The sequence below is a fragment of the Loktanella sp. F6476L genome (assembly GCF_023015725.1).
Classification (GTDB): Bacteria; Pseudomonadota; Alphaproteobacteria; order Rhodobacterales; family Rhodobacteraceae; genus Yoonia.
Map to the genome: position 1 here is coordinate 295,916 of NZ_JALKAR010000001.1, position 24,696 is coordinate 320,611.

Sequence of the window (24,696 nt, forward strand, 5' to 3'; positions counted from 1 at the left end):
ATCCTTGCCCGAATGGCAAGCCCGTCATAGCATTCAAGCGTGATTGGTAAGGGGATTGGGTATGAAAACACCGTTTCATGTGTGGATCGTCGGGATCATAGCGCTGATTTGGAATGCGGGTGGCGCGTATGATTATGTGATGACGCAGACCGAAAACGAAGCCTATCTCGCGATGCTGAGCGACGCGCAAAAGGCGTTTCTTGATAACGGGCCAATCTGGTTCGAAACGGCGTGGGCTATTGGGGTCTGGTTTTCGATGTTGGGGGCTTTGTTGCTGCTGTTACGGTCACGTTTGGCGGGGCCTGCCTTTGGCCTGTCGCTGGTGGGGCTGATTGTGTCGTCCGTTTACAGTTTTGGCATCGCGGACCGCACCGGAATGGATATGACGCCAACTCAACTCGGCTTTACGGCGGCCATCTATGTGGTGCTGGTGCTGCTGTGGGTCTACGCGCGCGCCATGACGCGACGTGGTGTTTTACGCTGATCTCAGACTTGGGGGCCAGCCCCCAAACCCCCGAGATATTTAGGACCAAAAGAAGGGGGGCGGCGGCGCAGCCCTTAGCCGCATTGACGGCGGGCAGAGTTGGCGAAGGCGCGGTAGCGTTGCCAGAATGCTTCGGAGCGCGGATTGTCGGATTGCCTTGTGTCTTGGGCCAGCTGCGGTTCTTCGAAGAACTTCACCGCCAAGGACTGGTCAGAGCCGCTGAGCGATTGGTCGGCCACGCGTTGCACACATGAACACAGGCGGTTGCTGGCGGCGGACCTGTCCGCGTCGATACATGCTTTTCCCACTTTTCCGTTCACGCCGGAACTACAGGCGGCGGTCAATGCTACAAGGGAAAGTGTCACAAATGCACGACGCATGGGGGCCTCTTTTTCGTCGAAATGGGATGCGCTAACTATGCCGCGCCCGCAGGCCTGATGCAATCAGACAAATTGCGCGCGCGACTGTTTATGAGCGGTCAGTCGCCGTCGAATGCACACAGCGCGTGGACGTCCATGCCCATCGTTTCCAGCTTTTTGCGGCCGCCCAGATCGGGCAGATCGATGATGAAGGCGCAGCCGATGACTTCTGCCCCCATTTTTTCGACCAGTTTGATGCCGGCCTCTGCCGTCCCGCCGGTGGCCAGCAGATCATCGACGATCAGAACCTTTTCGCCGGGCTGGAGCGCGTCGTCGTGCACTTCCATCACGGCTTCGCCGTATTCTAGCGTGTAGGCTTGTTCGATTGTCTTGCCGGGCAGCTTGCCCTTTTTGCGGATTGGCACAAAGCCCAACGATAATTGGTGCGCAATGGCCCCGCCGAGGATGAAACCGCGCGCCTCTAGCCCCACGATCCGGTCAATTTTCACGCCGACGTAAGGGTGCAGCAACTGGTCGATGGCCAGACGGAACCCGCGCGGGTCGCTGAACAGCGTGGTCACGTCGCGGAACATGATCCCTTCGTGCGGGAAATCGGGGATCGTGCGAATGTAATCTTGGACGGTTTTCATCAGGTGTCTTCTTTCACAGCACGCGGCCTGCGACCGCATCTAGTTTTGCTACAAGGGTCGCATCCCGATGATCGGGTGCGGTCATAATCGCGTGTTCCAATGCCGTATCGCACCCGTGGGGGCAAGTCGTAGGACGTTGGGTTAGCAAAGCGGGCAGGCGGGTGATCAGGTCAGCGGCCTTGGTGCCGTTACCTTGGAGCGTTTTAATGACGTCGCTAACGTCCACCGCACCGTGATCGGGATGCCAACTGTCATAGTCGGTGACCATGGCGACTGTGATGTAGCAAATTTCAGCTTCACGGGCGAGTTTGGCTTCGGGCATATTGGTCATCCCGATCACATCGCAGGCCCATGATTTATACAGCTGCGATTCGGCCATTGATGAAAACTGTGGCCCTTCCATCGCCAGATAGGTTCCGCCTTGGTGCATTGTGATGCCTGCGTCTTGGCCCGCTTGCAGACAGGCGTCGGACAGGCGTTGGCAGGTCGGGTGGGCAACACTGACGTGACCCACGCACCCCGGACCGAAGAATGATTTGTCCCGCGCGAATGTCCGATCAATGAATTGATCCACAAGAACAAAGTCACCCGGCGCCATGTGGTCTTGAAACGATCCGCAGGCGCTGACGCTAATGATATCGGTCACGCCAAGCCGTTTGAGCGCGTCGATGTTGGCCTGATACGGCACGGTCGTTGGCGTGTGCGTATGGCCCCGTCCGTGGCGAGGCAAGAACACCATGTCGGTTCCGCCCAGTTGCCCTGTCAAAACCGCGTCGGATGGCGTCCCCCAAGGCGTTTCGACCGTTTCCCACTGCGCGTTTTCCAGACCAGCCATCTGATAGATGCCCGACCCGCCGATGATGCCTAATTTTGCCATGGATGTGCCCCTGTTGCCGCGCCACCAGACAAGCAGAGGGTTAACATGCTGACAAGAGGGCGTGCGCGCCTTGATGGTCACAACGTGGTCGTTTATGCCCGCACAAATTCTTCAAATGAGAGAAGTACTATGACCCAAGACATATCCCACGCCGAACTCGCGCGCCAAATCGCTGATATTGCGACGTTGGAGGGGTCATTCACTTTGCGTTCGGGCCAAGTGTCGAGCCGGTATTTCGACAAATACCGTTTCGAAGGCGATCCGAAGCTGTTGCAGCCGTTGGCAAAAGAAATGGCAAAGCTGTTGCCCGAAGGTACAGAGATCATCGCAGGGTTGGAATTGGGCGGGGTGCCGTTGGTGACGGCGCTTTCGATTGAAACAGGACTGCCAGCGGCGTTCATCCGCAAGGAAGCGAAGACATACGGGACATGTCGCGCGATTGAAGGCCAAGATGTAGCTGGCAAGAAGGTGACGTTTATTGAGGACGTGATCACCACAGGTGGTGCCGTGGCGGATGCCTACGGGTTGGCCAAGCAGGAAGACGCGAACGTGCTGGGTGTGATCTGCGCGATCTGGCGCGGTGAAGGGGATCCTGCGATTGCGAACGCGCCAACGCTGCCAGTCTATCCGGTCTTTACGCGCGCCGATCTGGAATAAGCGGCGCTGTTAAGCTGGTCTTCATTCTGTCAAGCTACATTGCAGGTATTGGATGGCGGTTCATGGCTGTTACACCTGCGGGGGTGACATTTGGGCTGGCCTAAGGTAGGGGCGGGCGCAACTGACCTTCCTCACAGGATATCGATATGCCCCGCGCACTTCTGGCGAGCTTCGCCGATAGTATTGCTTTGACTGACAAGGACGCCCCGTTGAATGCGGGACGTCTCCGGACTGAAGTGTTGTCCGGTCTTACCGTGGCTTTGGCGCTTGTGCCTGAAGCCGTTGCTTTTGCCTTTGTGGCCGGCGTTCACCCGCTGGTCGGCCTTTACGCCGCGTTTATCGTAGGTCTGATCACGGCGATCTTCGGCGGACGGCCGGGGATGATTTCGGGTGCGACAGGTGCTTTGGCGGTTGTTATGGTGTCGCTCGTGTCGTTGCACGGCGTGGAATATCTGTTTGCGACTGTCATCTTGATGGGGCTGATCCAGATATTCGTCGGCATTATGAAGTGGGGTAAGTTCATCCGGCTTGTGCCGCATCCGGTGATGTTGGGCTTCGTGAACGGCCTCGCGATTGTTATTTTCTTGGCCCAATTGGGTCAATTCCAAGTGCCGGGTACTGCCGAAGCATCTGGTCACGGTATGGCCAGCGGTGAATGGCTGTCGGGTATGCCGCTGTATCTGATGTTGGGTCTGGTTGTTGTGACAATGGCGATCATCTGGGTGATGCCGAAGATCACAACAGTTATTCCGGCCCCGCTGGCGGGCATTGGTATCGTGGCAGCGGTCGTGATCGGCTTTGGTCTGGACGTGCCGCGCGTTGGTGATTTGGCGTCGATTTCCGGTGGTTTGCCGCAGTTCCACGTGCCTTTCGGTGACGGGACGGGCATCTACGGAACGATGCTGGCGCCGTTCAATCTGGAAACGCTTTGGATTATCTTGCCATTCGCCCTGATCCTGTCTGCCATTGGCCTGATCGAAAGTCTGCTGACGCTGAACCTTGTTGGTGAAATGACCAATAAACGGGGCGGTGCGTCGCAAGAATGTATCGCGCAGGGCGTGTCCAACACAGTGACCGGTTTCTTCGGTGGCATGGGCGGTTGTGCGATGATCGGTCAGTCGATGATCAACGTGAAATCCGGCGGCCGGACACGGATCGCGGGCATCGCCGCAGCATTGTTTCTGCTTGCGTTCATCCTGTTTGCATCAGGCCTGATCGAACAAATCCCGCTGGCCGCATTGGTCGGTGTGATGTTCATGGTTGTGATCGGGACGTTCGCTTGGAACTCGCTTACGATCCTGCGCAAGGTCCCGAAAATGGACGCGTTTGTGACGATCCTTGTGACCATCGTGACCGTTTGGACCGACCTTGCCACGGCTGTTGTGGTTGGTGTGATCGTGTCGGCCTTGGCCTATTCGTGGAACAACGCGACACGCATCTCTGCGAAAATCCACCAGACACCAGAGGGTGCGAAGGTTTACGGCGTGCAGGGCCCGCTGTTCTTCGGGTCATCCGAAGGGTTTGCCGAATTGTTCGACGTCCACAATGACCCATCCTTGGTGATCGTGGACTTTGCGGACAGCCGTGTCGTGGACCAATCTGCGTTGCAGGCGATTGAAGGCATTGCTGGCAAATACGAGGCGCAAGGCAAGCAAATCCAACTGCGTCACCTCAGCCGTGATTGCCATAATCTGCTGTCAAAAGCGGGTCACCTTATGGTCGATAGTGACGATGATCCGGATTACGAAATCGCTGTGGATTACTCTGTCCGGACCGGCATTCTGGGCGGTCACTAAACAAAAATGGGGTCCCTGAAGAAGGGACCCCATACCTCCGGCGGGGATTTGAAAGACGTCAACGAAACCCCGTACAGTCCCTAGTCTTGGCCGGGGCGCGTCAGGCTAAACAGGTCGCGGACTGTAGAATAGTCCTTGTAGCCCAAGCGCGACAGCGGAGTGAACGCTGTCACATCAAACATCCCGTCTTTCAAGCACGCATCGTCCATGTGGACGCCTGTCACCTCTCCGATGATCATCGTGTTGTAGTCACCCGCAAGGTCCACGATCTGCGTCAATTTGCATTCCAAAGCTGCGGGGGATGCCGCAACGCGCGGACAATTGATGGTGTTAGATTCGGCCTTTTCCAACTCAGCCAGACCAAATTCATCTTGATCTTTGTCCCAAGGACCAGAGGTCACGTTCATCGCGTCTTTCAGTGCATAGCTGACGACATTGACCACGAACACGCCCGTTTCGCGGATATTTGCCACGCTGTCTTTGGTCCCGTCGCGGTCCGGTTTCGCGCTTGTTGAGGAAAACATCACCTGCGGCGGGGTGTACGCCACGGCGTTGAAGAATGAATAGGGCGCGAGGTTATCCTTGCCATCCGCACCCCGGGTTGAAATCCAACCAATCGGCCGCGGCGTGACAATCGCATTAAACGGATTGTGCGGCAGTCCGTGCCCATTTTTTGGTTCATAAAACATGACGGTAGTCCCTTAACCTTTGTCTTCGTCTTGGGTAGCGTGGCGACAGCCCTGACACCAGACAAAAGCCCGAGCGACCCGCATGCAAGAGATCAAGATACATCTGGCGCGCGAAGTCCCCGGCGATTGGTGGGAAGTCGAAGAACTGTATGACCTCACATTCGCACCGGGCCGGACCGCGTTGTCGTCTTATCGTTTGCGCGAAGACGTAGCGCCGCTGCCCGATCTCTGCCTGACAGCCCGTGATCCATCGGGCGTCCTGGCGGGCGTCGTGCGATGCTGGCCCACATGTGTGGGTGACGCGCCTGCGGTTCTGTTGGGGCCCATTGCCGTCCATCCAACCCGTCAAGGTGAAGGAATTGCCGCGATTTTGATGATGAACTGCATCGATGCTGCGCGATCTGCTGGCTGGTCACGTGTCCTGTTGGTGGGCGATCATCCCTATTACAAACGCTTCGGCTTTGATCCTGTGGCAGACGTCATCATGCCCCCGCCGACCAATCCGGACCGTGTCTTGGGGCTTTCGCTGGTTGATGGGGCTTGGGACGGCATCACGGGACAGGTTAGACGCCCAAAAGATTGCATTTGATCGGCGGAGGACCCATTTAGGTCGCATGAACAAATCGCAGAACGATGTCCAAGTGATGCCTGACAAGACCAACCGTGTTGCCTTGGATGAAGATGCTCTTCGTCAGATCAAGGCGCTCGCCGTGCGTCAAAATTCGGCGAATGGCGTTCTGATGAAGGCCATCAACTATGTTGGCGGTCAGGTGGAAAGCGGCATGAACGTTTTTCCGCAAGGCGTGCGTGACCAGATCGATAACGTGGCGCGGATCGCGCTTGAAAAAAGCTTTAACCTCGCCGCGCGCACCCGCACAGGCCGGATCGGGCGCGCGATTGGCACGGACCGGATGCACCGTGTGTTGGGCACTGTATCTGGCGCGATTGGCGGCGTTGCGGGCATCGGGACGGCACTGACAGAACTGCCATTTGCGACGACGATCATCTTTCGGTCGGTTCAAGCGGTCGCCGAAGAATACGGTGAAGACCCGCAATCAGCCGAAACACGCATGGAATGCTTGGCCGTTTTCGGGGCAGGTGGGCCTGGCACTGACGACGATGGCGTTGATACGTCGTTCATCGGCGCACGATTGAGCATTACAGGACCAGCCTTGAACACGTTAATCAGCAAAGTTGCACCACGTTTTGCAACCGTGATGTCCCAGAAACTGGCGTCACAATCTGTGCCGGTTCTGGGGGCGATTGCAGGCGCTGGCACAAACTATGCGTTCGTGAATTACTACATCAGCATGGCGCACGTGCATTTCGGCTTGCGCAAATTGATGCGCGAACACGGCGAAGACCCTGTGCTGGATGCGTTTCACAAGTTTTTGGTGACCAATGATCTGCCGATTAATCGGGCGACCGATTAGACTTGGTAAGCTAGCCAATCGGCAACAGCGCGTCTGACCGATGTGTCGCCATCCGCCATGGATTGTTCGATCACGGCCCGTACTTCGCTTAGATCGACACGTCGCAGGATATGCTTGACCGGACCGACAGAGGCAGGGCGCATCGATAGTGACCGCAGGCCGAGTGCGGCAAAGCACAAGGCTTCGACGGGGCGTCCGGCATCTTCGCCGCAGAATGAAATCGGCGTGCCGTTCTGTTCGCAGCGCGCGATCACCATGGACAGGAAGTTCAAAAAGCTGGGTGACAACGTGTCATAACGTTTGCGCACCCGTTCGTTTTCACGGTCGGCCGCAAAGAAGAACTGTTTCAGGTCGTTCCCGCCAATCGAGATGAAATCGACGTCCTTGAAGAATGCGTCAGGCGCGTAGGCCAGTGATGGTGTTTCCATCATTGCGCCGACTTCCAGTGATGATGGCACCGGATGGCCCAACCGTTTTTCGCGCGCCAAGGCTTTGTCCATTTCGGCCTTGGCTGCGATGAATTCTTCGTGGAGCGTGATGAACGGGAACATGACCGTCAGGGGACCACCGTCCGCCGCACGGATCAGCGCCTGTAACTGCATCCGCAACACGCCCGGCTTATCTAGACCTACGCGGATCGCGCGCCAGCCCATCGCAGGGTTCGGTTCGTCGTTCGGTTTCATGTAGGTCAGCACTTTGTCAGACCCGATATCAAGCGTCCGGAATGCGACCCGTTTACCAGCAGAGGCTTTCAGCACCCGCGAATAAAGCGCGGACAGTTCACCGCGGCGGGGCATCTTATTGCGGACCAGAAACTGCAATTCGGTGCGGAACAGGCCAACGCCTTCGGCACCGGACCCTTCAAGCGACGGCAGATCGGCCATCAGGCCCGCGTTCATATCCAGTCGGATGACTGACCCGCATTTGGTCTTCGCCGGATGTTCGCGGATCGATGCATAACGTTCTTGTGCCAGCGCCTGCATCGCGATTTTTTCGCGGAACGCGCTTTGTACTGTTTCGTCTGGACGCAGGTGCACAAAACCCTGATCGCCGTCGACCAACATGTTGTCGCCGTTCAGCGCCTGTGTCGTGACGCCTTTTGCGTTGATCACAAGCGGAATGGCCCAAGCCCGCGCAACGATGGTCGCGTGAGACCCGACAGACCCTTCTTCCAACACGATCCCGCGCAGCTTTTTACCGTAGTCCAGCAGTTCGCCGGGGCCGATGTTCTTGGCCACAAGGATCGGGTTATCCGGCATTTCAGCACCGGTTTCTGCCCCTTGGCCTGTCAGAATACGCAGCAAACGGTTCGATAGATCGTCGAGATCGTTCAACCGTTCACGCATGTAAGCGTCGCCTGCATGGCTGAGGCGGGCCTTCGCAAGGGATTGCTCTTTTTCGACAGCGGCTTCGGCGGACAGACCGTTGCTGACGTCGTCTTCCATTCGCTTTTTCCAACTGCGCGAGTTGGCAAACATGCGGTAGGCTTCAAGGATCTGTTTTTGTTCGCCGTTTAATGAACGGTTGCCGGACAGCATGTCGTCGACGGATGTCCGCAGGGTTTCAATCGCTTCGCGCAAACGGGCCAATTCGACTTCGGGGTCGTCCGAGATCGGGTTTGTGACAACGACGCGCGGTTCATGCAGGTAAACGCGGCCTTCGGCGGCACCTTCTTGTGCAATCGACCCTTTGATCAGGCTTGGACGTTGGTGGGGGGCAGCAAGTGCCGCACCTTCGCCGACAAAAGCGCCAAGTTCGGCCATCTCGGCCAGCACCATCGCGACCACTTCAAGCGCGTAGACTTCGTCAGGCGTGAATTTGCGGGCGGTTTTGGACTGAACAACAAGCACGCCGAGGATATCGCCGACGCGTTGTACAGGGACACCGCAGAACGACGAAAACCGTTCTTCGCCTGTCTCTGGCATATAGCGGAAACCGCGTTCAGACGGCGCATCTGCCGTGTTGATCACACGACGGGACCGCGCGGTGCGCCCGACAAGACCTTCGCCCAAACGCATTCGTGTTTCATGAACCGCAGCAGCAGCCAGACCCTGCGTCGCGCAAAGTTCGAGCGTTTCAGAATCGCGGAACAGATAGATCGAACACACTTCGGCCTGCATCGACATCGCGATCAACGCGACGATTTCGTCCAGCCGTTCCTGACCGGCGGTCTGTGCCGCCATCGTTTCACGTAACTTGCCCAGCAGTTTTCTGCTTTCGGATTCAACCCGGTGCGGCATGATGTTCCCTTTGTTCCTGCCACCGCTATATGGGCAAACAAGTCGGATTGGGAGAGCTAATGGCAGGTGATCCCGTGCAATTCGCCTTATAGTGGTATTTTTTGGGGCTTTGTGCCAACGGGCCTAAAAACGCGGCAATGGGGCGCCGGTGCTATTCACGACGGGAAGGGCGCGATCCGCGCTAATTGGCAGGCAACAATGCAAGGAGGTCTTCGGTCAAATATGGCTTTCCCAACGTCTTGGCCCCTGCGAAACCACCCGTTAGTTGATCTTCGGTGTAGCCAGTCGCCACGACAAACGGGATGCCCTTTTGTGTAAGGGCGGTGGCTATCACTTCGGATGTTTCCGCGCCAAGGTTCAGATCCAAAATCCCAAAATCAACCGTATGGGCGGCCAATCCGACAAGCGCTTTTGCAACGCCTGTGTAGGGGCCGACAACCGCGTAACCCGCGTCTTCAAGGTCCATGACCAGCGACATGGCGAGAAACGCGTCATCTTCGGCAACTAGGATTTGTTTTGGCATTTAGGTGCCTGTGACAATAAAAAAGGACAACTCGCGTTTGACGCTAGCTGCCCTTCTTTCATTTTCCAAGTGCGTATACGTAAAGCTTACGCTGCTTTTTCCAGTTCAAATGCATCGTGCAGGGCTTGAACGGCAAGCTCCATGTACTTGCGATCAATCAGGACCGAGATTTTGATCTCGGATGTGGTGATGACCTTGATGTTGATGCCTTCAGCCTGAAGGGACGCAAACATCTTGGCCGCGACACCCGCGTGGGACCGCATGCCGATACCTACGACAGACACTTTGGCCACACCGTTATCAGTCACCAGCTCGTGGTAGTTGATTTCGCCGGATGCCATCGCGTCAGCCATCGCTTTTTCAGCGCGCGCCACCTGATCAGTCGGGCAAGAGAAGGTCATGTCAGTGCGGCCTTCCTCAGAAATGTTCTGGACGATCATATCGACGTTCACGCCCGCCTCGGCAAGTGGGCCGAAGATTGCGGCCGCGATACCGGGGCGGTCAGCCACGGAAATCAGCGTCATTTTGGCTTCGTCGCGGCTGTACGCCACACCTGCAACTGCGTTCTGTTCCATGATTTCCTCCTCATCGCAGACGAGCGTACCGGCGTCGTCCGATGGTTCTTCAAATGATGACAGCACCCGCAGGCGCACTTTGTAACGCATGGCCAATTCAACTGACCGCGTTTGTAGGACTTTTGCGCCAAGCGACGCCAATTCCAGCATTTCCTCAAACGCGATCTTGTCGAGCTTGCGGGCCTTGTCGGTGATCCGTGGGTCGGTGGTGTAAACTCCGTCCACGTCAGTATAGATATCACAGCGTTCCGCATCAAATGCGGCGGCAAAGGCCACAGCCGTGGTGTCAGACCCGCCACGACCCAGCGTAGTGATCCGGCCTTCGGGGCTGATACCTTGGAAACCCGCAACGACCGCAACCTTCATACCTTCGCCGAATTTGGCGTTGATATTGTCGGTCGGGATTTCTTCGATGCGTGCGGATGAATGGGCTGAGTTCGTGACAAGCGGCACTTGCCAGCCTTGCCAACTGCGGGCCGGAATATCCATTTCTTGCAGGCGGAGGGCCATCAGGCCAGCCGTCACGTTTTCGCCGGACGATACAATCGCGTCGTATTCGCGCGCGTCATAAAGTGGGGACGTTTCATTGACCCAGCCGACCAGTTCATTGGTCTTGCCGGACATGGCCGATACGATGACGATCACGTCATAGCCTTTAGCGACTTCAACAGCCACACGTTTGGAGGCCCGCGCAATACGGTCAAGGTTCGCGACGGAGGTTCCGCCGAATTTCATCACAAGCGTTGGCATCGCTGTTCCTTTAGCAAAACCGGAGCCGTCCCGGAATATCGCGCCCCCTTTAGACTGCTCGCGCGGGCGGGGCAAGCGGGGGGCGATTTTTCAGGACAAATCGATCAAACTATCAGGAATACGGGGGGCGCCCGATCAGTTGGTTTTCTTGGTCGGCACGAAGGGCAAGGGCAGGACGGGAACGCCGTCTTCTAGCAGTTTCTTTGTGTCAGCCGCAGACGCTTGCCCATAGATCGCCCGTTCCGGCTTTTCCCCGTCGTGCATGGCGCGTGCTTCGGTTGAGAAATCTGTGCCGACGTCGGTCGCATTGCTTTCCACGTGCTTTTTCAGCTTCGTGATCGGGTTTTCCTCATCGCGCAGGCGTGGTGCAGTCACCGCGTCGGATGTTGCGACCTTCGGGGCCATCAACGCTTTGCGGATGTCGGTGTCGCCACAGGTCGTGCAGGTGACCATGCCCGTCTTCAAAAGCTTGTCGCAGTCCGCCCCTGACCGAAACCAGCTGTCGAACGTATGATCATTGGCGCAGGTCAGATCGAAGCGGATCATCAGGTGGGATGCTTTCTAAACGGGGTGTGCATCAAAAATAGAGATCGGTGCGTGGATCACAAGTCCTATAGGATCAAAGACTTTTACCGTTTTACCATGTCGGGGGTAAAGCTGGCGATGATCCGTTTCAGTTCTGGTTCTTGCACGCGGCTGGCGGCCTTTGACAGGCTGACCCATTTGCGGCGTCTTTGGTGGGCTTCGGGCCAGTCACTGTGTACGGCTGTCACCTTGACCGGATACACCAAAGTAATGACAGGAAATGTTTCGGTCTTGGTGCGTTTGGGATAAGTGTAGACGCCCAAACAGCGATCATATGCTTTGCCTGTCAGCCCGGCTTCTTCCCATGCTTCGGTCGCGGCGGCCTGTGCTGGCGTTTGTTTGTGCATCGGCCAGCCTTTGGGCAAAATCCAGCGTTTCGTCCGGCGCGATGTGATGATGCAAACCTCGACCCGATCTTTGCGCATCCGGTAGCAAAGGGCCGCGAACTGCGTCCGCACATCGGTTTTCCCAAAGCGCCGCAGCTTAAGCGGAAGTTGTTTCGGTTTGATCGGTTTAGGCATGGCGCTTTGTCGATTGCGGGTTAGGTATGGCGAATGTCGTTTACGTCCCACGCCCAGCCACGGCTTACAAGCCCCGCGCCTGACACGTCCTTGCCTAAAATGATCGGCCACGAAATTTATCGCGGATCGAGCTACGGGGCGCATCATCCGCTGCGTGTGCCGCGCGTATCCACCGTCATGGACCTGTCGCGTGCGATGGGGTGGTTGCCGCGGCACCAGTTTGTCCAAAGCCCGCGCGCAAAACCCAACGCCTTAACCGGATTTCACACGCCAGACTACATCGCCGCGTTGCAGGCGGCCGAGGCGACCCAATTCGTCGGCCCCGCCGTCAAAGCCCGCCACGGGCTTGGCACCCCATCCAATCCCGTGTTCGCGGAAATGTACCGCAGACCTGCCACATCGGCTGGCGCATCCTTGCTGGCGGGCGAAATGTTGGCGCGTGGCGGGACGGTGTATTCGCCAGCAGGGGGCACGCACCACGGCATGCCGGATCGCGCGAACGGGTTTTGCTATTTCAACGATCCGGTCCTCGCGATCCAATCGCTGCGCCGCAACGGGGCGGCAAAGATCGCGTATATTGATATCGACGCGCATCACTGCGACGGGGTGGAACATGCCTTTGCCGATGATCTCGATACGTTGCTCATCTCTACGCATGAAGAAAACCGTTGGCCGCGCACCGGTGCGATGACGGACGTTGGGGTGGGCAACGTGTGGAACTTGCCGTTGCCTGCGGGTGTCGGGGATGATGTCGCGGCCATGGTGCGTGACGCCGTGATTTTGTCGGTGGTGCAAGCGTTTCGACCAGATGCGATCGTGTTGCAATGCGGGGCGGACGCCGTGCTGGAAGACCCGCAGTCCCGACTGGCGTGGTCGAATAATGCGCACCGCGCCATCGTGCGGGCGTTAATGGGCATGGCGCCACGTTATCTTGTCTTGGGCGGGGGCGGCTACAATCCGTGGTCTGTCGGGCGCTGCTGGACTGGCGTTTGGGCCGTGCTGAACAACCACGAAATCCCTGATGCGTTACCAGAGGCGGCACAGTCCGTGTTGCGCGGTTTACAGTGGGACGGGCAAAGGCGCGTGAAGACGCCGCCGGATCATTGGTTAACAACGTTAGTCGATGCGCCGCGTATGGGCGGTATCCCGGATGATGTCAGAACACGGGTAGCCACATTGCAGGCGCGGCTGCGTCAGTGGATCTAGACTTGTCAGCGCGGGCCTTGGTGCCGATAAGGTTGCTATGCGTATGATGTCCCTTTGTCTTTTCATGTGTCTGCTGCCGATAAAGGCGCTGGCCGATGACCTTGTTGTCTTCGCCGCAGCCAGCCTGAAAGGGCCTTTGGATGCCATCGCGGCACCCTTTGAAAATGTCGTCGTGTCATATGCGGGAAGCGGGACGTTGGCCCGCCAAATTAACCAAGGTGCGCCCGCTGATGTTGTTCTACTGGCCAATGCGGCGTGGATGGATGTGCTTGTTGACGCGCAAAGCGTGGCGGACCCGATCACCTTTGTTGGCAATCGTTTGGTTTTTGTGGGCCAGCCGGACGCGGCCGACGTTGCACTGACGCCTGATGGTTTGGCCAATGGACTAAATGGCGGACGCTTGGCCATGGGCTTTACCAGCAGTGTGCCTGCGGGCATTTACGGGAAAGCGGCGCTGGAAAGCTTGGGCCTATGGCACACAGTTGCGCCTTCGGTGGTTGAAATGGACAACGTGCGCGCGGCGTTGAACCTTGTCGCGCGTGGTGAAGTGCCGTTGGGCATCGTGTACCAAAGCGATGCGCTGATTGTGCCGGACCTGAAAATCGTGGCGCAGTTTCCGCAGGGCAGTCACCCAGACATTGCATATTATGCAGCAATGACAACAACATCCGACCATCCTGACGCGCAAAGCTTTGTGGATGCATTGCGCGGGCCGACCGCGAAAGAGATTTTTGATGCCGCAGGGTTTTGCACTGATGCGCGGTGGTGCTGAGCATGCAATTTGATCCGGCCTTCTGGACCATCGTTTCGCTGTCTTTGAAGGTAGCATCCGTCGCGATCTTGGTGGCTTTGCCTTTTGCGATCATCACGGCGTGGGTTCTGGCGCGGCGGCAGTTTTGGGGCCATGGTTTGTTGAACGGCATCGTCCATTTGCCGCTAGTTTTGCCACCCGTCGTGACCGGTTATCTGTTGCTCATCACGTTTGGGCGCAATGGGCCTGTGGGCGGGTTCCTGTTTGATACGTTCGGCATCACCTTGGCCTTCACATGGACGGGGGCCGCGTTGGCGGCTGGGATTATGGCGTTTCCATTGATGGTTCGCGCGATCCGGTTGGGATTTGATGCGGTCGATACGGGGCTAGAGGCGGCGGCAGCCACCCTAGGCGCATCGCCCTTGCGGGTATTCATGACAGTCACATTGCCTTTGATCGCTCCCGGTATTTTAGCGGGCGCTGTGCTGGGCTTTGCAAAGGCGCTGGGCGAATTTGGCGCGACGATCACCTTTGTGGCGGCCATTCCCGGACAAACGCAAACGATCCCCTCTGCCATATACGGCCTGTTGCAAGTGCCGGGGCAGGAAGGCGCGGTTGTGACCTTGGTCGTCGTCTCGATCATCTTGGCGATGGGGGCTTTGATCGTGTCAGAATGGCTGTCGTCGCGTATGGCCAAAAGGTTGGCCGCATGACGTTGCAAGTCGATATTCAAGCGCAATTGGGTGATCTGTCTCTTGATGTGCAATTTGACGCACCAGTGGGGGTGACGGTTCTGTTCGGGCCATCTGGGGCAGGTAAAACGTCGGTCATCAATGCGATTGCAGGACTGATCAAACCCGACAAGGGGCTGATTTCGTTAGACAAAAAGGTCCTTTACGACGGACAAAACAGCGTTGCGGTGCACAGGCGAAAGGTCGGCTATGTCTTTCAAGATGCGCGCCTTTTCCCGCATATGACCGTGCTGCAGAACCTGACGTATGGCGGCAGGAATGACTTTGACCGGATAATTGATATCCTTGGGCTGCGCGATCTGTTGGACCGCAGACCTGCAGGGTTATCGGGCGGTGAAAAGCAGCGGGTCGCATTGGGGCGAGCGTTGATGGCGCAGCCTGATGTGGTGTTGATGGACGAACCGCTCGCGGCGCTCGACGGGCCGCGCAAAGCAGAGGTGCTGCCCTACATCGCCGATATCGCCGCGACCCAGAAGATACCTGTCATCTACGTGACCCACGCGATGGCAGAGGTTACTCAGCTGGCCGATCAATTGGTTGTGATTGATCAAGGACAGGTCGTGCGCAAAGGGCCGGTGTTCGACGTTTTAGCAGACCCGATGGCCGCGCGGTTTTTTGCGAAACGCGACGCGGGGGCGCTGGTGTCCTGCGTCGTCGACCGACACGATCTGGACGAAGGCGTCACCGTGCTGGCCTCTGGCGCGGGGCCGATCCTGTTGCCGGGGCAGGTGGGGAAAGTCGGCGCTGGGCTGCGATTGCGGATACCCGCGCAAGACGTGATCTTGGCGCAGACAGCGCCGGTCGGGCAATCCGCCCTGAATGCGATTGCGACCGTCATCACCGAAGTCACGCCGCTGCCAAACGGCAATCTGGCGGTGATGTTGCGGGCGAAGGAATTGCCGATCTGGGCGGAAATCACGCCGCTATCGGTGCGTCGCCTTGGACTTGAGACAGAGCAAAACGTCTTTGCGATTTTCAAAGCAACGGCGGTCGGGCCTGTTTAGACAGACGGTTTTGCTTTTTCGAGGTACGCGTCCATCGCGGGTTTGTAAGCGATTAGTTCTTTCGCGACTTCGGGAAATCCGCGCAGACGCGCATCATAGGCCAGTACCGCTTCGGGCCACGTGATCGGCAGGTCTATGGCGGTTTCAAACGCTTTGATCCATGCGAATGTCACTGCAAAGCCGCAGTCACACATCCACAACGTATCGCGATCCAGCGGGTCGGTGGACAGCAGCAGCGCCAGTGACGCGAGGTGTTTGGAAATGGCCGCACCACCTGCATTTACGGCATCAACATTGCGGGTGGCATAGGCCACTTGCGGATAAATAGCCCTTACAGCGGGTTCCAATCGCGTGTCATGCATCCGGCTTTTTTCGCGGGCCTTGGCGCGCAGCTGCATATTGGCGGGCAGCATCGGGACATCGGGAAAAGCGTCTTCGATGTATTCGGCAATGGCTTCTGAATCGGCAAGAACAAGGTCACCGTGGATCATTGCGGGCAGATTACCGGACGGAATCAACGCCTTGTATTCCGCCGATCCGTAACCACCCGGCGGCGGCAATTCCGTAAATTCCACACCTTTGTGGCGCAGCAAAATCCGCAGTTTTGCGTTATAAACGGAAACCGGAACGGCGTAGATCGTCAGCATCGTGATGTCCTTCAATGCAAAGGCCGACCGCAATCATACGGTCGGCCCATTGTTCGAAAAGGTAAAATTATTCCGCCAAAAGCTGCCATTTTACGCCCAGCTCATCGAAAAAGCCCTGTTCTTGTTTCAGGGTAATCCATGTGTTCACGTAGTTGATCCAGACCTGATCGTCCTGCGGCAACAGCATTGCGATCGGTGTTGGGGCGCGGCCAGCGTCTACAGGTACGATCATCAGTTCATCGTATTGCGCGACCAGTTTGTTGGCCTCGACGTTGGATGTGATGCTGGCATCTGCGCGGCCAACCAGCACTTCTTGGAAGTCGCGGGCAGGGGCTTCGACAATGCGGTGCTCTGCGTCTGGGAAGAAGTCCTTAACCTGCGCTTCTTGGGTCGTGCCAAGCGTTGCTGCGACAGAAACGTCTGCCATGTTCAGGCTGTCCCAAGACGTGAAGCGTTCAGCGTTTTCTTTCAGCGTCAGTGGCACAGTCGCCAATGAGAAATAGCTGTCGGAATATCCAGCGGCCTTTGCGCGGGAAGGCGAAACAGAGGCAGAGCCTGTGATGTGGTACTGACCTGCGGTGACGCCGCTGACCAATGTTTTCCAATCTGTCGCGACGAATTCAACTTCGACACCCAGATCTGCGGCAAGCGCTGTCATCACGTCGATGTCGTAGCCAGTGTAAGAATTTGTGGCGACGTCTTTCATCGTCATCGGGTTCCAGTCGCCTGTTGTGCCGACCTTCAACACGCCTTCGCTAAGGATGTCGTTCAACGCAGATTGCGCTGTCGCAGACACGGTGCTGGCAGCAAGCACGACAGTCGCGGCCGCAATTTTGAAGAATTTCATAGGGTTTCCCTTTTCGTTTGAACGTTGCTACCTAGTTTGCCTGACACAGGCGGCAATGCAAAGTGCTGACACTTTTTACTTGCGCTATCCCCGGTCACGGCTGCGTGATCTGATCAAGGACGACCCGATGACCGACGCGAAGCCGCCCATAATTACGATGAAAGATGTGTCCAAGTTCTTTGGTGATTTCCAAGCATTAAAGAGCGTGAACCTTGACGTGGCGCTGGGGGAACGGGTGGTCGTGTGCGGGCCGTCAGGGTCCGGAAAGTCGACGCTGATCCGCTGTATCAACCGTTTGGAGGCGCATGAAAGCGGCGAGATCACGGTCGATGGGACGGTGTTAACCGACAAGCCTGAAAGTCTGGACAAAATCCGTGGGACTGTCGGAATGGTCTTTCAGCAGTTCAATTTGTTTCCGCATCTGACCGTTCTTGAAAACCTCACGCTTGGCCCGCGCCGTGTGCTGGGCTTGTCCGCAGAAGAAGCGAATGCGCGGGGGATGAAATACCTCGAACGTGTGCAAATCCCTGATCAGGCAGATAAATTCCCGCGGCAACTGTCGGGTGGCCAACAGCAACGCGTGGCGATTGCACGGTCTCTATGTATGGAACCACGCATTTTGTTGTTTGATGAACCGACGTCTGCGCTCGACCCCGAAATGATTGCTGAAGTGTTGGATGTGATGACCGAACTCGCGTCATCGGGCATGACCATGATCGTCGTGACCCACGAGATGGGGTTCGCCCGTAAGGTTGCCGATACGATGGTGTTTATGGACAAGGGCGAAATCGTCGAAGTTGGCGCGCCCGAAGACGTGTTCACCGCACCAAAATCGCAGCGTTTTGCGACTTTCCTACAGCAAATTTTGAACCACTAGGGGCCGCAAGATGAAACGTTTGATGATCTTCGTAGCGCTGATCGCCCTTGCTGGATGTTCCGGCAATTGGGGATGGTACGTGGTGGACCCGTCGACCCCTAAGGGTTTGATAAACCTAAAATTCATGCTGTCCGGCATGTACTACACGATCTTGCTATCGGTGACGGCGATCTCGATTTCGGTCGTGGTTGGACTGTTAGTCGCACTTCCGGGGTTGTCCCAGAAAAAGGGATGGCGGCGGTTCAACCGGACCTACGTCGAAATCGTGCGGGCAGTGCCAATTCTGGTGCTGATTTTGTGGGTGTATTACGGGTTGCCAACGCTGTCTGGCATCACGCTGAATGTCTTTTGGGCGGGTGTTCTGGCGCTCGCGCTATCCGACAGCGCGTTCCAAGCCGAGATTTTCCGCGGCGGCATCCAATCCATCGCACGTGGGCAATATGAGGCGGCACAATCCATATCGCTGAACTACCGCGACACGATGCGTTACGTGATCTTGCCACAGGCGATCCGCCGCATCCTGCCCGCACTGGGTAACCAATTGGTTTACATGTTGAAAATGTCGTCGCTGGTGTCCGTCATCGGCATGCAAGAACTGACGCGAAAGGCGAATGAGTTATCGGTGTCAGAATACCGACCGCTGGAAATCTACACGGTGCTGGTGCTCGAATACCTCGTTCTGATCCTGATCGTATCGGCTGGCGTGCGCTGGTTGGAACGCCGCATGCAAGCGTCCGAAGCATGAGTAGCGCGCGCGATCTTGATCTGACGTCGGGTGGTCTTGTCGGGCATTTCCGTACGCTCGCGATCCCTGCGGCGTTCGGGATGCTGTTTTCCACGCTGTACAACGTCGTCGATGTCTATTGGGCGGGGCGGTTGTCGACCGAAGCACAAGCGGGTCTGTCGATCGGGTTCCAAGCGTTCTTTATCATGATGGCGGTCGGCTTTGGTCTTGGCTCTGCCATGTCGGCGTTGGTCAGCAATGCGAAGGGTGGGAAGAACAACAGCGAAGCTGGTAAGTTCACGGCGCAGGGCATCACATTTGGCGTGATTGCAACCGCCACACTGATGGTCATCGGCTGGATCGGCGGCCCATATCTGATTGCGCTTGTTTCCGAACCGGGGGGCTATCGCGATGCGGCAACCGGTTATTTTCGTTGGCTGATATTCTCGCTTCCCGGTTTCATGCTGGCCTACGGTATCAACGGCGTGCTGCAGGCCCATGGTGACACGGTCACATTGCAACGCGGGTTGATGGTCGCGTTTGTTGTGAACATCGGGCTGAACCCGCTGCTGATGTTTGGCGTACCCGGTATCTGGGACGGGCTGGGTTTCAACGGCATCGCGTTGGCCACTGTGATCAGCCAAACAGGCGTCATGCTATGGGTGATGTGGCAGGTTTTCGACCTCGAAATTATGGACGGCATCAAGCGTGTCGAATTCATCCCCGACGCCACCAAAATACGCGAAATCACCGCGCAACTTTTGCCGGCAAGCACCGCGATGATGGTGATGTTCGTCTCGGGCTTTGTTGTGCAATACGCACTGAAAGGGTTTGGCGAACACGCGATTGCGGCCTACGGGGTTGCGCTGCGGATCGAACAAATCCTGCTCCTGCCGGTCCTTGGCATGACCGGTGCGCTTCTGCCGATTATCGGGCAGAACTTTGGCGCATCTAACCCTGATCGCGTGCGCGAAGCGTTGTTTCTGTGTTGGAAGATCGGATTTGCCATGACGCTGATCGCGACGCCTGCGCTCTGGTTCGGGGGGCGATTTGCGATGGGCCTATTCACAGATGATCTGGATGTAATTGACGTCGGCGTCAGCTACCTGCGGGTCGATAGTTTTCTGTTCCCGATCTACATGATGCTATTTTCGATCAATTCCTTCCTGCAAGGACTAAAGAAACCGATCTGGACCCTTTGGATTAGCGTCTATCGCCAAGGCATTGGGATCGCGTTGTTTATCTGGATCTACGTCGGCTTGATGGGCTTCGACGTTTGGGGTGTCTGGTTCGGTATCGGCACGGCGGTCACGACAGGTTGGATCATCGCGCTGGTCGTGGCACACGGCATCGCAAAGCGTGAAATCGGCGGGTTGCGCGGCTAAAACGCTTCGTCGACAACCGACTGCATCGACACATGCGTCGACGTATTTGCGACATGTGGCAGCGCGGAAATCTTTTCGCCTAAAACACGGCGGTATTCGTGAATATCGGCTGTGCGCACCTTCAAAAGATAGTCGAAGGCACCAGCGATCATATGGCACATTTCAATTTCAGGGGTGGCGCGAACGGCTTCATCGAAGGCCTGCAGCGCCTTTTCGGTCGTGTCGTTCAGTTTGACCTCTATAAAGGCTACATTGCTGCGGCCCAACTTGGCCGGGTTCACGACGGCCCGAAAACCCGTAATATAACCATTGTGGATCAACCGCTTAAGCCGCACTTGGCACGGGGTTTTCGTCAAGCCAACTTTGTCCGCCAGTGCGGTCACAGAGATTCGGCCGTCGCTGCGCAATATCTTGATAATCGCGATATCGAAACGGTCTAGCTGACTTCCGTTATCTCTATTTTCGGTTTCATCGGCCATGATTATTCCATTATTTGGTTTTTTGTCTCGTCCATTTCGATATTCTAGGCTGAACGACTTTTTGCCTTATGCTATGTTTTGACTACTCTTATCAAGGTTTTTAGACATGAATGACCTCTCAACCCTGCGTCAGAAAATCCGTGCGGACCATCTGCGTGACGAAGATGCCGTACTGGCCGAATTGCAAGAACGTGCTGATTTTTCAGATACTTTCCGTACTGACGCCGTACGGCGCGGCACGCGGTTTGTCGAAGCCATCCGCAACGACAGTAAGCCGGGATTGATGGAGGTCTTTCTGGCCGAATATGGCCTTTCCACAGACGAAGGCATCGCGCTGATGTGTTTGGCCGAGGCATTGTTGCGTGTCCCTGACGAGGACACGATTGACGCGTTGATCGAAGACAAGATCGCGCCATCCGCGTGGGGCGAACATCTTGGGAAATCAAGCTCTTCGCTGGTGAACGCGTCGACGTGGGCTTTGATGCTGACAGGCAAGGTTTTGCAAGACGGCACAGGCATGGCAGGGGTTCTACGATCCGCCGTCAAACGGCTGGGCGAACCCGTGATCCGCGTGGCCGTATCACGCGCGATGAAAGAGCTTGGCGCGCAGTTTGTGTTGGGCGAAACCATCGAGAAAGCGCTGGAACGGGGCAGGGCGCGCGAAAAACAGGGCTACACTTTTTCGTATGACATGCTGGGCGAAGCGGCGCTGACGGCAGCCGACGCGCAGGATTATTTTGACGCCTACGCTGATGCGATCAAGGCGCTCGCAAGCGAATGCACATCTGAAGATATCCGCGAAAACCCCGGTATTTCGATCAAGCTGTCCGCGCTTCATCCACGTTATGAGGTTGGCCAGCGTGACCGCGTGATGACGGAGCTGACAGAACGCACACTAGCGCTTGCCAAGATGGCGCGCGACGCGGGCATGGGGTTGAACATCGACGCGGAAGAGGCTGACAGACTTGATCTTTCTCTTGATGTGATCGCACAGGTTTTGTCGAATGAAGCGCTAAAGGGCTGGGACGGTTTCGGTGTTGTCGTGCAGGCATACGGGAAACGGGCGTCGGGCGTGATCGACTTCCTTTACGGTATCGCGGCTGATCAGGATCGCAAAATCATGGTCCGGCTTGTAAAGGGCGCGTATTGGGATACCGAAATCAAGCGGGCCCAAGTTGAAGGGTTGCGCGGCTTTCCCGTGTTTACCCAAAAGGCGGCGACGGACGTGTCGTATATTTGCTGTGCCAAGCAATTGCTGGGGCTGACCGACCGGATTTATCCGCAGTTCGCCACGCACAACGCACATTCTGTTGCGGCGATTTTTGAAGTCGGGGCAGACCCGAAAACCTATGAATTCCAACGGCTTCACGGTATGGGCGAAGCGTTGCACGACGTTGTTCTGAAGCAGAATCAGACGCGGTGCCGCATCTATGCACCTGTTGGGGCCCACGAAGATTTGCTCGCCTATCTCGTGCGCCGATTGTTGGAAAACGGCGCGAACAGTTCTTTTGTTAACCAGATCGTGGATGAAGATGTGCCGCCCGCTGAAGTCGCGGCGGACCCGTTCGCAGCAATTGTGAAGGGGCGGCAATCGGTTCTGGCGCCTGCCGATCTATACGCACCCGAGCGTTCTAATTCCAAAGGCTGGGATTTGCATGATCAGGATGATCTGGACGCAATCGAAAAGGCACGCGGCGCGTTTGCTACAGCGAAATGGCGGGTAGGGCCAATTGTTGCAGCCGGAAGTTCGAATGGTGAAACAGTCGCAGTTCAAAACCCGGCAAGACCTGCGGACTTGGTCGGATTAATACAATTCAGTTCTGAAGAAACGGTGCAAACCGCGATCAACGATGCCCGCAAATGGGATGCGCCGCCCACAGAACGGGCCGCGATTTTGAACAAAGCAGCCGATCTGTATGAGCAGAACTTTGGCGCATTTTTTGCGTTATTGGCACGCGAAGCCGGCAAAACCCAGATGGACGCGATTGCGGAGCTACGCGAAGCGGTCGATTTTTTACGCTACTATGCGGCCCGTGCGGTCGAATTGGATCAGCCTCCGCGCGGGATCATCACGTGCATTTCGCCTTGGAATTTCCCGCTCGCGATCTTCACGGGGCAGATCAGCGCGGCATTGGCGGCTGGGAACGGCGTGCTCGCGAAGCCCGCGGAATCCACCACCTTGACCGCTGTCTTCGCAACCCAATTGCTGCATGAAGCAGGGGTTCCGGTTGCGGCGGTCCAACTGCTAACGGGGGAAGGGCATGATGTCGGAACATGGTTAACGGGATCAGCGAAAGTCGATGGCGTTTGCTTCACAGGTTCAACGCGTACTGCCCAAGCCATTAACCGTAATATGGCGCAAAACATGTCGCCAACCGCGCCACTGATTGCTGAAACGGGTGGGCTGAACGCGATGATCGTGGACAGCACTGCGCTGCCAGAACAGGCTGTGCGTGATATCGTGGCTTCCGCGTTTCAGTCCGCAGGGCAAAGGTGTTCGGCGCTTCGCGTTCTGTATTTACAAGAAGACATCGCAGATCCGTTTCTCAAAATGCTCTTCGGGGCCATTGATGAACTGGTCATTGGTGATCCATGGCACCTGAAGACAGACGTTGGGCCACTGATTAACCAAACCGCGAAAAAAGGCATCGAGGCGCATGTTAACCCTTACGGGCAAACGGGGCGGGTTTTGAAGCACGTGCGTTTCCCTGCAGAAGGTCATTTTGTCCCGACATGTGTCATTCAAATCGACAGCATTCGTGATCTAAAGGAAGAAGTCTTTGGCCCGATCTTACATGTTGTGCGCTACAAGTCCGACGACCTTGATCAGGTGATTGCGGACATCAATGCGACTGGTTTTGGGCTAACATTCGGCATTCACACGCGGATCGATGATCGCGTGACCGAGGTCACCAACAAGGTAAACGTCGGGAATATCTACGTGAATCGCAACCAGATCGGTGCGGTTGTTGGATCGCAACCCTTTGGCGGTGAAGGGCTTTCCGGAACCGGCCCCAAGGCGGGTGGCCCCGATTACGTCAAACGGTTTACCGATCCGGGACGCGTTGCGTTGAACGGTGATCTGGCTGCAGCATCGCAGGAAAGCGCGCAAAAGACGTTGGATGATATCGACATGCCCACAACGGCCTTAACCGCCACTGCGTTACCGGGGCCGACAGGGGAATCGAACATGCTGTCGGTTTACGGCCGCGGAAAAGTGCTCTGCCTCGGACCGGGGCAGGCGGCAGCTGATGACCAAGCAAACATCGCAAGGGCCGCTGGTTGTGCCGCCGCGATCTTGCCTGACGGCATTACGCCTGACGCCCTGACGGCTTTGACCGGTTTGGATGCGGTCGTATCTTATGCAGACGAGGAGACGTTGAAATCGTACCGCGCGGCCTTGGCGGCAAGGGATGGAAAGCTGATCCCGTTGTTTGCCGAAAAGGATTTGAACGAACGATGTAGGCTAGAACGCCACATCTGCATCGATACGACTGCGGCGGGTGGTAACGCGAGCCTGCTCGCATCGGTCTAAGCTGCGCGCCACGACGGATTGCATGTGGGGGCGGATAACCGCTTGACGCCCCCGCACACACGCCATAATCAAGCGCAAGGACGGCGAGTTGGTAGAGTGGTTATGCAGCGGATTGCAAATCCGTGTACACCGGTTCGATTCCGGTACTCGCCTCCAATAAAATCAATGATTTAACTGATATTCACACCGTGATCTGGATATTTTGGTGGCGAATTTGGTGGCGTTTTTTCGACGCCAGCTTCATCATAAAAAATCACAATGGTTTATTTGTTGTATGAAATAGCGCAACTGGCCTTCAATAGTTCTGAAATTCTCTAAAAACAGGTGCGGAGAGCTGCCGTTCGCTGCAG

25 protein-coding genes and 1 tRNA gene are annotated in these 24,696 nt (G+C 56.7%); 14 read left to right on the forward strand and 12 right to left on the reverse strand.

What is annotated here, in order from left to right:
* The first annotated feature begins 61 nt into the window (after window positions 1-61).
* Window positions 62-484, forward strand: coding sequence for a hypothetical protein (locus tag MWU61_RS01445; protein WP_247126164.1), 423 nt, complete (start codon window positions 62-64; stop codon window positions 482-484).
* A 74-nt stretch (window positions 485-558) separates the two neighbouring features.
* Here the strand turns inward: MWU61_RS01445 and MWU61_RS01450 are convergent, their stop codons facing one another.
* From MWU61_RS01450 to MWU61_RS01460, 3 genes are all read right to left on the reverse strand, one after another.
* Window positions 559-864, reverse strand: a complete 306-nt coding sequence (locus tag MWU61_RS01450) for an arginine transporter (RefSeq protein ID WP_247126165.1) — start codon at window positions 862-864, stop codon at window positions 559-561.
* Between the two features lie 98 nt (window positions 865-962).
* Complete coding sequence (locus MWU61_RS01455) at window positions 963-1,493, reverse strand: adenine phosphoribosyltransferase (protein WP_247126167.1); 531 nt, start codon at window positions 1,491-1,493, stop codon at window positions 963-965.
* 13 nt (window positions 1,494-1,506) lie between these two features.
* Window positions 1,507-2,370 carry an S-methyl-5'-thioadenosine phosphorylase gene (locus MWU61_RS01460; RefSeq protein WP_247126169.1) on the reverse strand — a complete coding sequence of 288 codons (864 nt, stop codon included), beginning with the start codon at window positions 2,368-2,370 and terminating at the stop codon, window positions 1,507-1,509.
* Between the two features lie 129 nt (window positions 2,371-2,499).
* Here MWU61_RS01460 and pyrE point away from each other — a divergent pair, with 129 nt between their 5' ends.
* Both pyrE and MWU61_RS01470 read left to right on the forward strand, forming a co-directional pair.
* Window positions 2,500-3,027: an orotate phosphoribosyltransferase gene (gene pyrE, locus MWU61_RS01465; RefSeq protein ID WP_247126171.1), complete on the forward strand. Its 528-nt coding sequence runs from the start codon at window positions 2,500-2,502 to the stop codon at window positions 3,025-3,027.
* A 146-nt stretch (window positions 3,028-3,173) separates the two neighbouring features.
* The gene (locus tag MWU61_RS01470) at window positions 3,174-4,823 is read left to right on the forward strand and encodes a SulP family inorganic anion transporter (protein WP_247126173.1); all 1,650 of its coding nucleotides are present in this window, start codon (window positions 3,174-3,176) and stop codon (window positions 4,821-4,823) included.
* A gap of 80 nt (window positions 4,824-4,903) precedes the next feature.
* Here MWU61_RS01470 and MWU61_RS01475 read toward each other — a convergent pair whose 3' ends face one another.
* On the reverse strand, window positions 4,904-5,512 hold the full coding sequence (locus MWU61_RS01475) for a flavin reductase family protein (protein ID WP_247126175.1): 609 nt from the start codon (window positions 5,510-5,512) through the stop codon (window positions 4,904-4,906).
* Window positions 5,513-5,594: 82 nt separating this feature from the next.
* Here MWU61_RS01475 and MWU61_RS01480 point away from each other — a divergent pair, with 82 nt between their 5' ends.
* Window positions 5,595-6,101 carry an N-acetyltransferase gene (locus tag MWU61_RS01480; protein ID WP_247126176.1) on the forward strand — a complete coding sequence of 169 codons (507 nt, stop codon included), beginning with the start codon at window positions 5,595-5,597 and terminating at the stop codon, window positions 6,099-6,101.
* Window positions 6,102-6,126: 25 nt separating this feature from the next.
* Window positions 6,127-6,945 (forward strand): EcsC family protein, encoded by an 819-nt coding sequence (locus tag MWU61_RS01485; protein ID WP_247126177.1) that lies wholly within the window; start codon window positions 6,127-6,129, stop codon window positions 6,943-6,945.
* On the opposite strand, the gene ptsP is transcribed toward MWU61_RS01485, so the two are convergent.
* From ptsP to MWU61_RS01510, 5 genes are all read right to left on the reverse strand, one after another.
* On the reverse strand, window positions 6,942-9,185 hold the full coding sequence (gene ptsP / locus MWU61_RS01490) for a phosphoenolpyruvate--protein phosphotransferase (RefSeq protein WP_247126179.1): 2,244 nt from the start codon (window positions 9,183-9,185) through the stop codon (window positions 6,942-6,944). The genes MWU61_RS01485 and ptsP overlap by 4 nt on opposite strands.
* Window positions 9,186-9,366: 181 nt before the next feature.
* Window positions 9,367-9,708, reverse strand: a complete 342-nt coding sequence (locus MWU61_RS01495; RefSeq protein WP_247126181.1) for a response regulator — start codon at window positions 9,706-9,708, stop codon at window positions 9,367-9,369.
* Between the two features lie 86 nt (window positions 9,709-9,794).
* Window positions 9,795-11,033, reverse strand: a complete 1,239-nt coding sequence (locus MWU61_RS01500; RefSeq protein ID WP_247126183.1) for an aspartate kinase — start codon at window positions 11,031-11,033, stop codon at window positions 9,795-9,797.
* Window positions 11,034-11,168: 135 nt separating this feature from the next.
* Window positions 11,169-11,579: a DUF1178 family protein gene (locus MWU61_RS01505; protein ID WP_247126185.1), complete on the reverse strand. Its 411-nt coding sequence runs from the start codon at window positions 11,577-11,579 to the stop codon at window positions 11,169-11,171.
* 83 nt (window positions 11,580-11,662) lie between these two features.
* The gene (locus MWU61_RS01510) at window positions 11,663-12,139 is read right to left on the reverse strand and encodes an NUDIX hydrolase (protein ID WP_247126187.1); all 477 of its coding nucleotides are present in this window, start codon (window positions 12,137-12,139) and stop codon (window positions 11,663-11,665) included.
* A 99-nt stretch (window positions 12,140-12,238) separates the two neighbouring features.
* Here MWU61_RS01510 and MWU61_RS01515 point away from each other — a divergent pair, with 99 nt between their 5' ends.
* From MWU61_RS01515 to modC, 4 genes are read left to right on the forward strand one after another with little or no spacing between them, the layout of a single operon-like run.
* Window positions 12,239-13,345, forward strand: coding sequence for an acetoin utilization protein AcuC (locus MWU61_RS01515; protein ID WP_247127193.1), 1,107 nt, complete (start codon window positions 12,239-12,241; stop codon window positions 13,343-13,345).
* A gap of 37 nt (window positions 13,346-13,382) precedes the next feature.
* Window positions 13,383-14,117 (forward strand): molybdate ABC transporter substrate-binding protein, encoded by a 735-nt coding sequence (gene modA / locus MWU61_RS01520; RefSeq protein WP_247126189.1) that lies wholly within the window; start codon window positions 13,383-13,385, stop codon window positions 14,115-14,117.
* A 2-nt stretch (window positions 14,118-14,119) separates the two neighbouring features.
* Window positions 14,120-14,809: a molybdate ABC transporter permease subunit gene (gene modB, locus MWU61_RS01525; RefSeq protein WP_247126191.1), complete on the forward strand. Its 690-nt coding sequence runs from the start codon at window positions 14,120-14,122 to the stop codon at window positions 14,807-14,809.
* The gene (gene modC, locus MWU61_RS01530; RefSeq protein WP_247126193.1) at window positions 14,806-15,852 is read left to right on the forward strand and encodes a molybdenum ABC transporter ATP-binding protein; all 1,047 of its coding nucleotides are present in this window, start codon (window positions 14,806-14,808) and stop codon (window positions 15,850-15,852) included. Before modB ends, modC begins: the two co-directional genes overlap by 4 nt.
* Here modC and MWU61_RS01535 read toward each other — a convergent pair.
* Both MWU61_RS01535 and MWU61_RS01540 read right to left on the reverse strand, forming a co-directional pair.
* Window positions 15,849-16,499, reverse strand: a complete 651-nt coding sequence (locus MWU61_RS01535) for a glutathione S-transferase N-terminal domain-containing protein (RefSeq protein WP_247126194.1) — start codon at window positions 16,497-16,499, stop codon at window positions 15,849-15,851. The genes modC and MWU61_RS01535 overlap by 4 nt on opposite strands.
* A 67-nt stretch (window positions 16,500-16,566) precedes the next feature.
* A complete protein-coding gene (locus MWU61_RS01540; protein ID WP_247126196.1) occupies window positions 16,567-17,346 on the reverse strand; it encodes a transporter substrate-binding domain-containing protein in 780 nt (259 codons plus the stop codon).
* A 127-nt stretch (window positions 17,347-17,473) separates the two neighbouring features.
* Here MWU61_RS01540 and MWU61_RS01545 point away from each other — a divergent pair, with 127 nt between their 5' ends.
* Genes MWU61_RS01545 through MWU61_RS01555 form a run of 3 tightly spaced genes read left to right on the forward strand, consistent with a single transcriptional unit; the run spans window position 17,474 to window position 20,332 of the window.
* Window positions 17,474-18,223: an amino acid ABC transporter ATP-binding protein gene (locus MWU61_RS01545; protein ID WP_281501876.1), complete on the forward strand. Its 750-nt coding sequence runs from the start codon at window positions 17,474-17,476 to the stop codon at window positions 18,221-18,223.
* A gap of 10 nt (window positions 18,224-18,233) precedes the next feature.
* Window positions 18,234-18,968: an amino acid ABC transporter permease gene (locus MWU61_RS01550; protein ID WP_247126198.1), complete on the forward strand. Its 735-nt coding sequence runs from the start codon at window positions 18,234-18,236 to the stop codon at window positions 18,966-18,968.
* Window positions 18,965-20,332 (forward strand): MATE family efflux transporter, encoded by a 1,368-nt coding sequence (locus tag MWU61_RS01555; RefSeq protein ID WP_247126201.1) that lies wholly within the window; start codon window positions 18,965-18,967, stop codon window positions 20,330-20,332. Before MWU61_RS01550 ends, MWU61_RS01555 begins: the two co-directional genes overlap by 4 nt.
* On the opposite strand, the gene MWU61_RS01560 is transcribed toward MWU61_RS01555, so the two are convergent.
* Window positions 20,329-20,811: an Lrp/AsnC ligand binding domain-containing protein gene (locus MWU61_RS01560; RefSeq protein WP_247126203.1), complete on the reverse strand. Its 483-nt coding sequence runs from the start codon at window positions 20,809-20,811 to the stop codon at window positions 20,329-20,331. The genes MWU61_RS01555 and MWU61_RS01560 overlap by 4 nt on opposite strands.
* A gap of 106 nt (window positions 20,812-20,917) precedes the next feature.
* Here MWU61_RS01560 and putA point away from each other — a divergent pair, with 106 nt between their 5' ends.
* Window positions 20,918-24,346 carry a bifunctional proline dehydrogenase/L-glutamate gamma-semialdehyde dehydrogenase PutA gene (gene putA / locus MWU61_RS01565; protein ID WP_247126205.1) on the forward strand — a complete coding sequence of 1,143 codons (3,429 nt, stop codon included), beginning with the start codon at window positions 20,918-20,920 and terminating at the stop codon, window positions 24,344-24,346.
* An 82-nt stretch (window positions 24,347-24,428) separates the two neighbouring features.
* A tRNA-Cys gene (locus tag MWU61_RS01570) sits at window positions 24,429-24,502 on the forward strand.
* Window positions 24,503-24,696 lie beyond the last annotated feature (194 nt).

Coding starts and splice junctions, on each gene's coding strand:
- MWU61_RS01500 (WP_247126183.1), bottom strand. CDS start 11,033: ATGCCAACGCTTGTGATGAAATTCGGCGGAACCTCCGTCGCGAACCTT.
- MWU61_RS01510 (WP_247126187.1), bottom strand. CDS start 12,139: ATGCCTAAACCGATCAAACCGAAACAACTTCCGCTTAAGCTGCGGCGC.
- MWU61_RS01515 (WP_247127193.1), top strand. CDS start 12,239: ATGATCGGCCACGAAATTTATCGCGGATCGAGCTACGGGGCGCATCAT.
- MWU61_RS01560 (WP_247126203.1), bottom strand. CDS start 20,811: ATGGCCGATGAAACCGAAAATAGAGATAACGGAAGTCAGCTAGACCGT.
- pyrE (WP_247126171.1), top strand. CDS start 2,500: ATGACCCAAGACATATCCCACGCCGAACTCGCGCGCCAAATCGCTGAT.
- MWU61_RS01460 (WP_247126169.1), bottom strand. CDS start 2,370: ATGGCAAAATTAGGCATCATCGGCGGGTCGGGCATCTATCAGATGGCT.
- MWU61_RS01445 (WP_247126164.1), top strand. CDS start 62: ATGAAAACACCGTTTCATGTGTGGATCGTCGGGATCATAGCGCTGATT.
- putA (WP_247126205.1), top strand. CDS start 20,918: ATGAATGACCTCTCAACCCTGCGTCAGAAAATCCGTGCGGACCATCTG.
- MWU61_RS01470 (WP_247126173.1), top strand. CDS start 3,174: ATGCCCCGCGCACTTCTGGCGAGCTTCGCCGATAGTATTGCTTTGACT.
- modC (WP_247126193.1), top strand. CDS start 14,806: ATGACGTTGCAAGTCGATATTCAAGCGCAATTGGGTGATCTGTCTCTT.
- MWU61_RS01535 (WP_247126194.1), bottom strand. CDS start 16,499: ATGCTGACGATCTACGCCGTTCCGGTTTCCGTTTATAACGCAAAACTG.
- MWU61_RS01495 (WP_247126181.1), bottom strand. CDS start 9,708: ATGCCAAAACAAATCCTAGTTGCCGAAGATGACGCGTTTCTCGCCATG.
- MWU61_RS01540 (WP_247126196.1), bottom strand. CDS start 17,346: ATGAAATTCTTCAAAATTGCGGCCGCGACTGTCGTGCTTGCTGCCAGC.
- MWU61_RS01455 (WP_247126167.1), bottom strand. CDS start 1,493: ATGAAAACCGTCCAAGATTACATTCGCACGATCCCCGATTTCCCGCAC.
- modA (WP_247126189.1), top strand. CDS start 13,383: ATGCGTATGATGTCCCTTTGTCTTTTCATGTGTCTGCTGCCGATAAAG.
- MWU61_RS01505 (WP_247126185.1), bottom strand. CDS start 11,579: ATGATCCGCTTCGATCTGACCTGCGCCAATGATCATACGTTCGACAGC.
- MWU61_RS01450 (WP_247126165.1), bottom strand. CDS start 864: ATGCGTCGTGCATTTGTGACACTTTCCCTTGTAGCATTGACCGCCGCC.
- MWU61_RS01545 (WP_281501876.1), top strand. CDS start 17,474: ATGACCGACGCGAAGCCGCCCATAATTACGATGAAAGATGTGTCCAAG.
- MWU61_RS01485 (WP_247126177.1), top strand. CDS start 6,127: ATGAACAAATCGCAGAACGATGTCCAAGTGATGCCTGACAAGACCAAC.
- MWU61_RS01555 (WP_247126201.1), top strand. CDS start 18,965: ATGAGTAGCGCGCGCGATCTTGATCTGACGTCGGGTGGTCTTGTCGGG.
- MWU61_RS01480 (WP_247126176.1), top strand. CDS start 5,595: ATGCAAGAGATCAAGATACATCTGGCGCGCGAAGTCCCCGGCGATTGG.
- MWU61_RS01550 (WP_247126198.1), top strand. CDS start 18,234: ATGAAACGTTTGATGATCTTCGTAGCGCTGATCGCCCTTGCTGGATGT.
- MWU61_RS01475 (WP_247126175.1), bottom strand. CDS start 5,512: ATGTTTTATGAACCAAAAAATGGGCACGGACTGCCGCACAATCCGTTT.
- modB (WP_247126191.1), top strand. CDS start 14,120: ATGCAATTTGATCCGGCCTTCTGGACCATCGTTTCGCTGTCTTTGAAG.
- ptsP (WP_247126179.1), bottom strand. CDS start 9,185: ATGCCGCACCGGGTTGAATCCGAAAGCAGAAAACTGCTGGGCAAGTTA.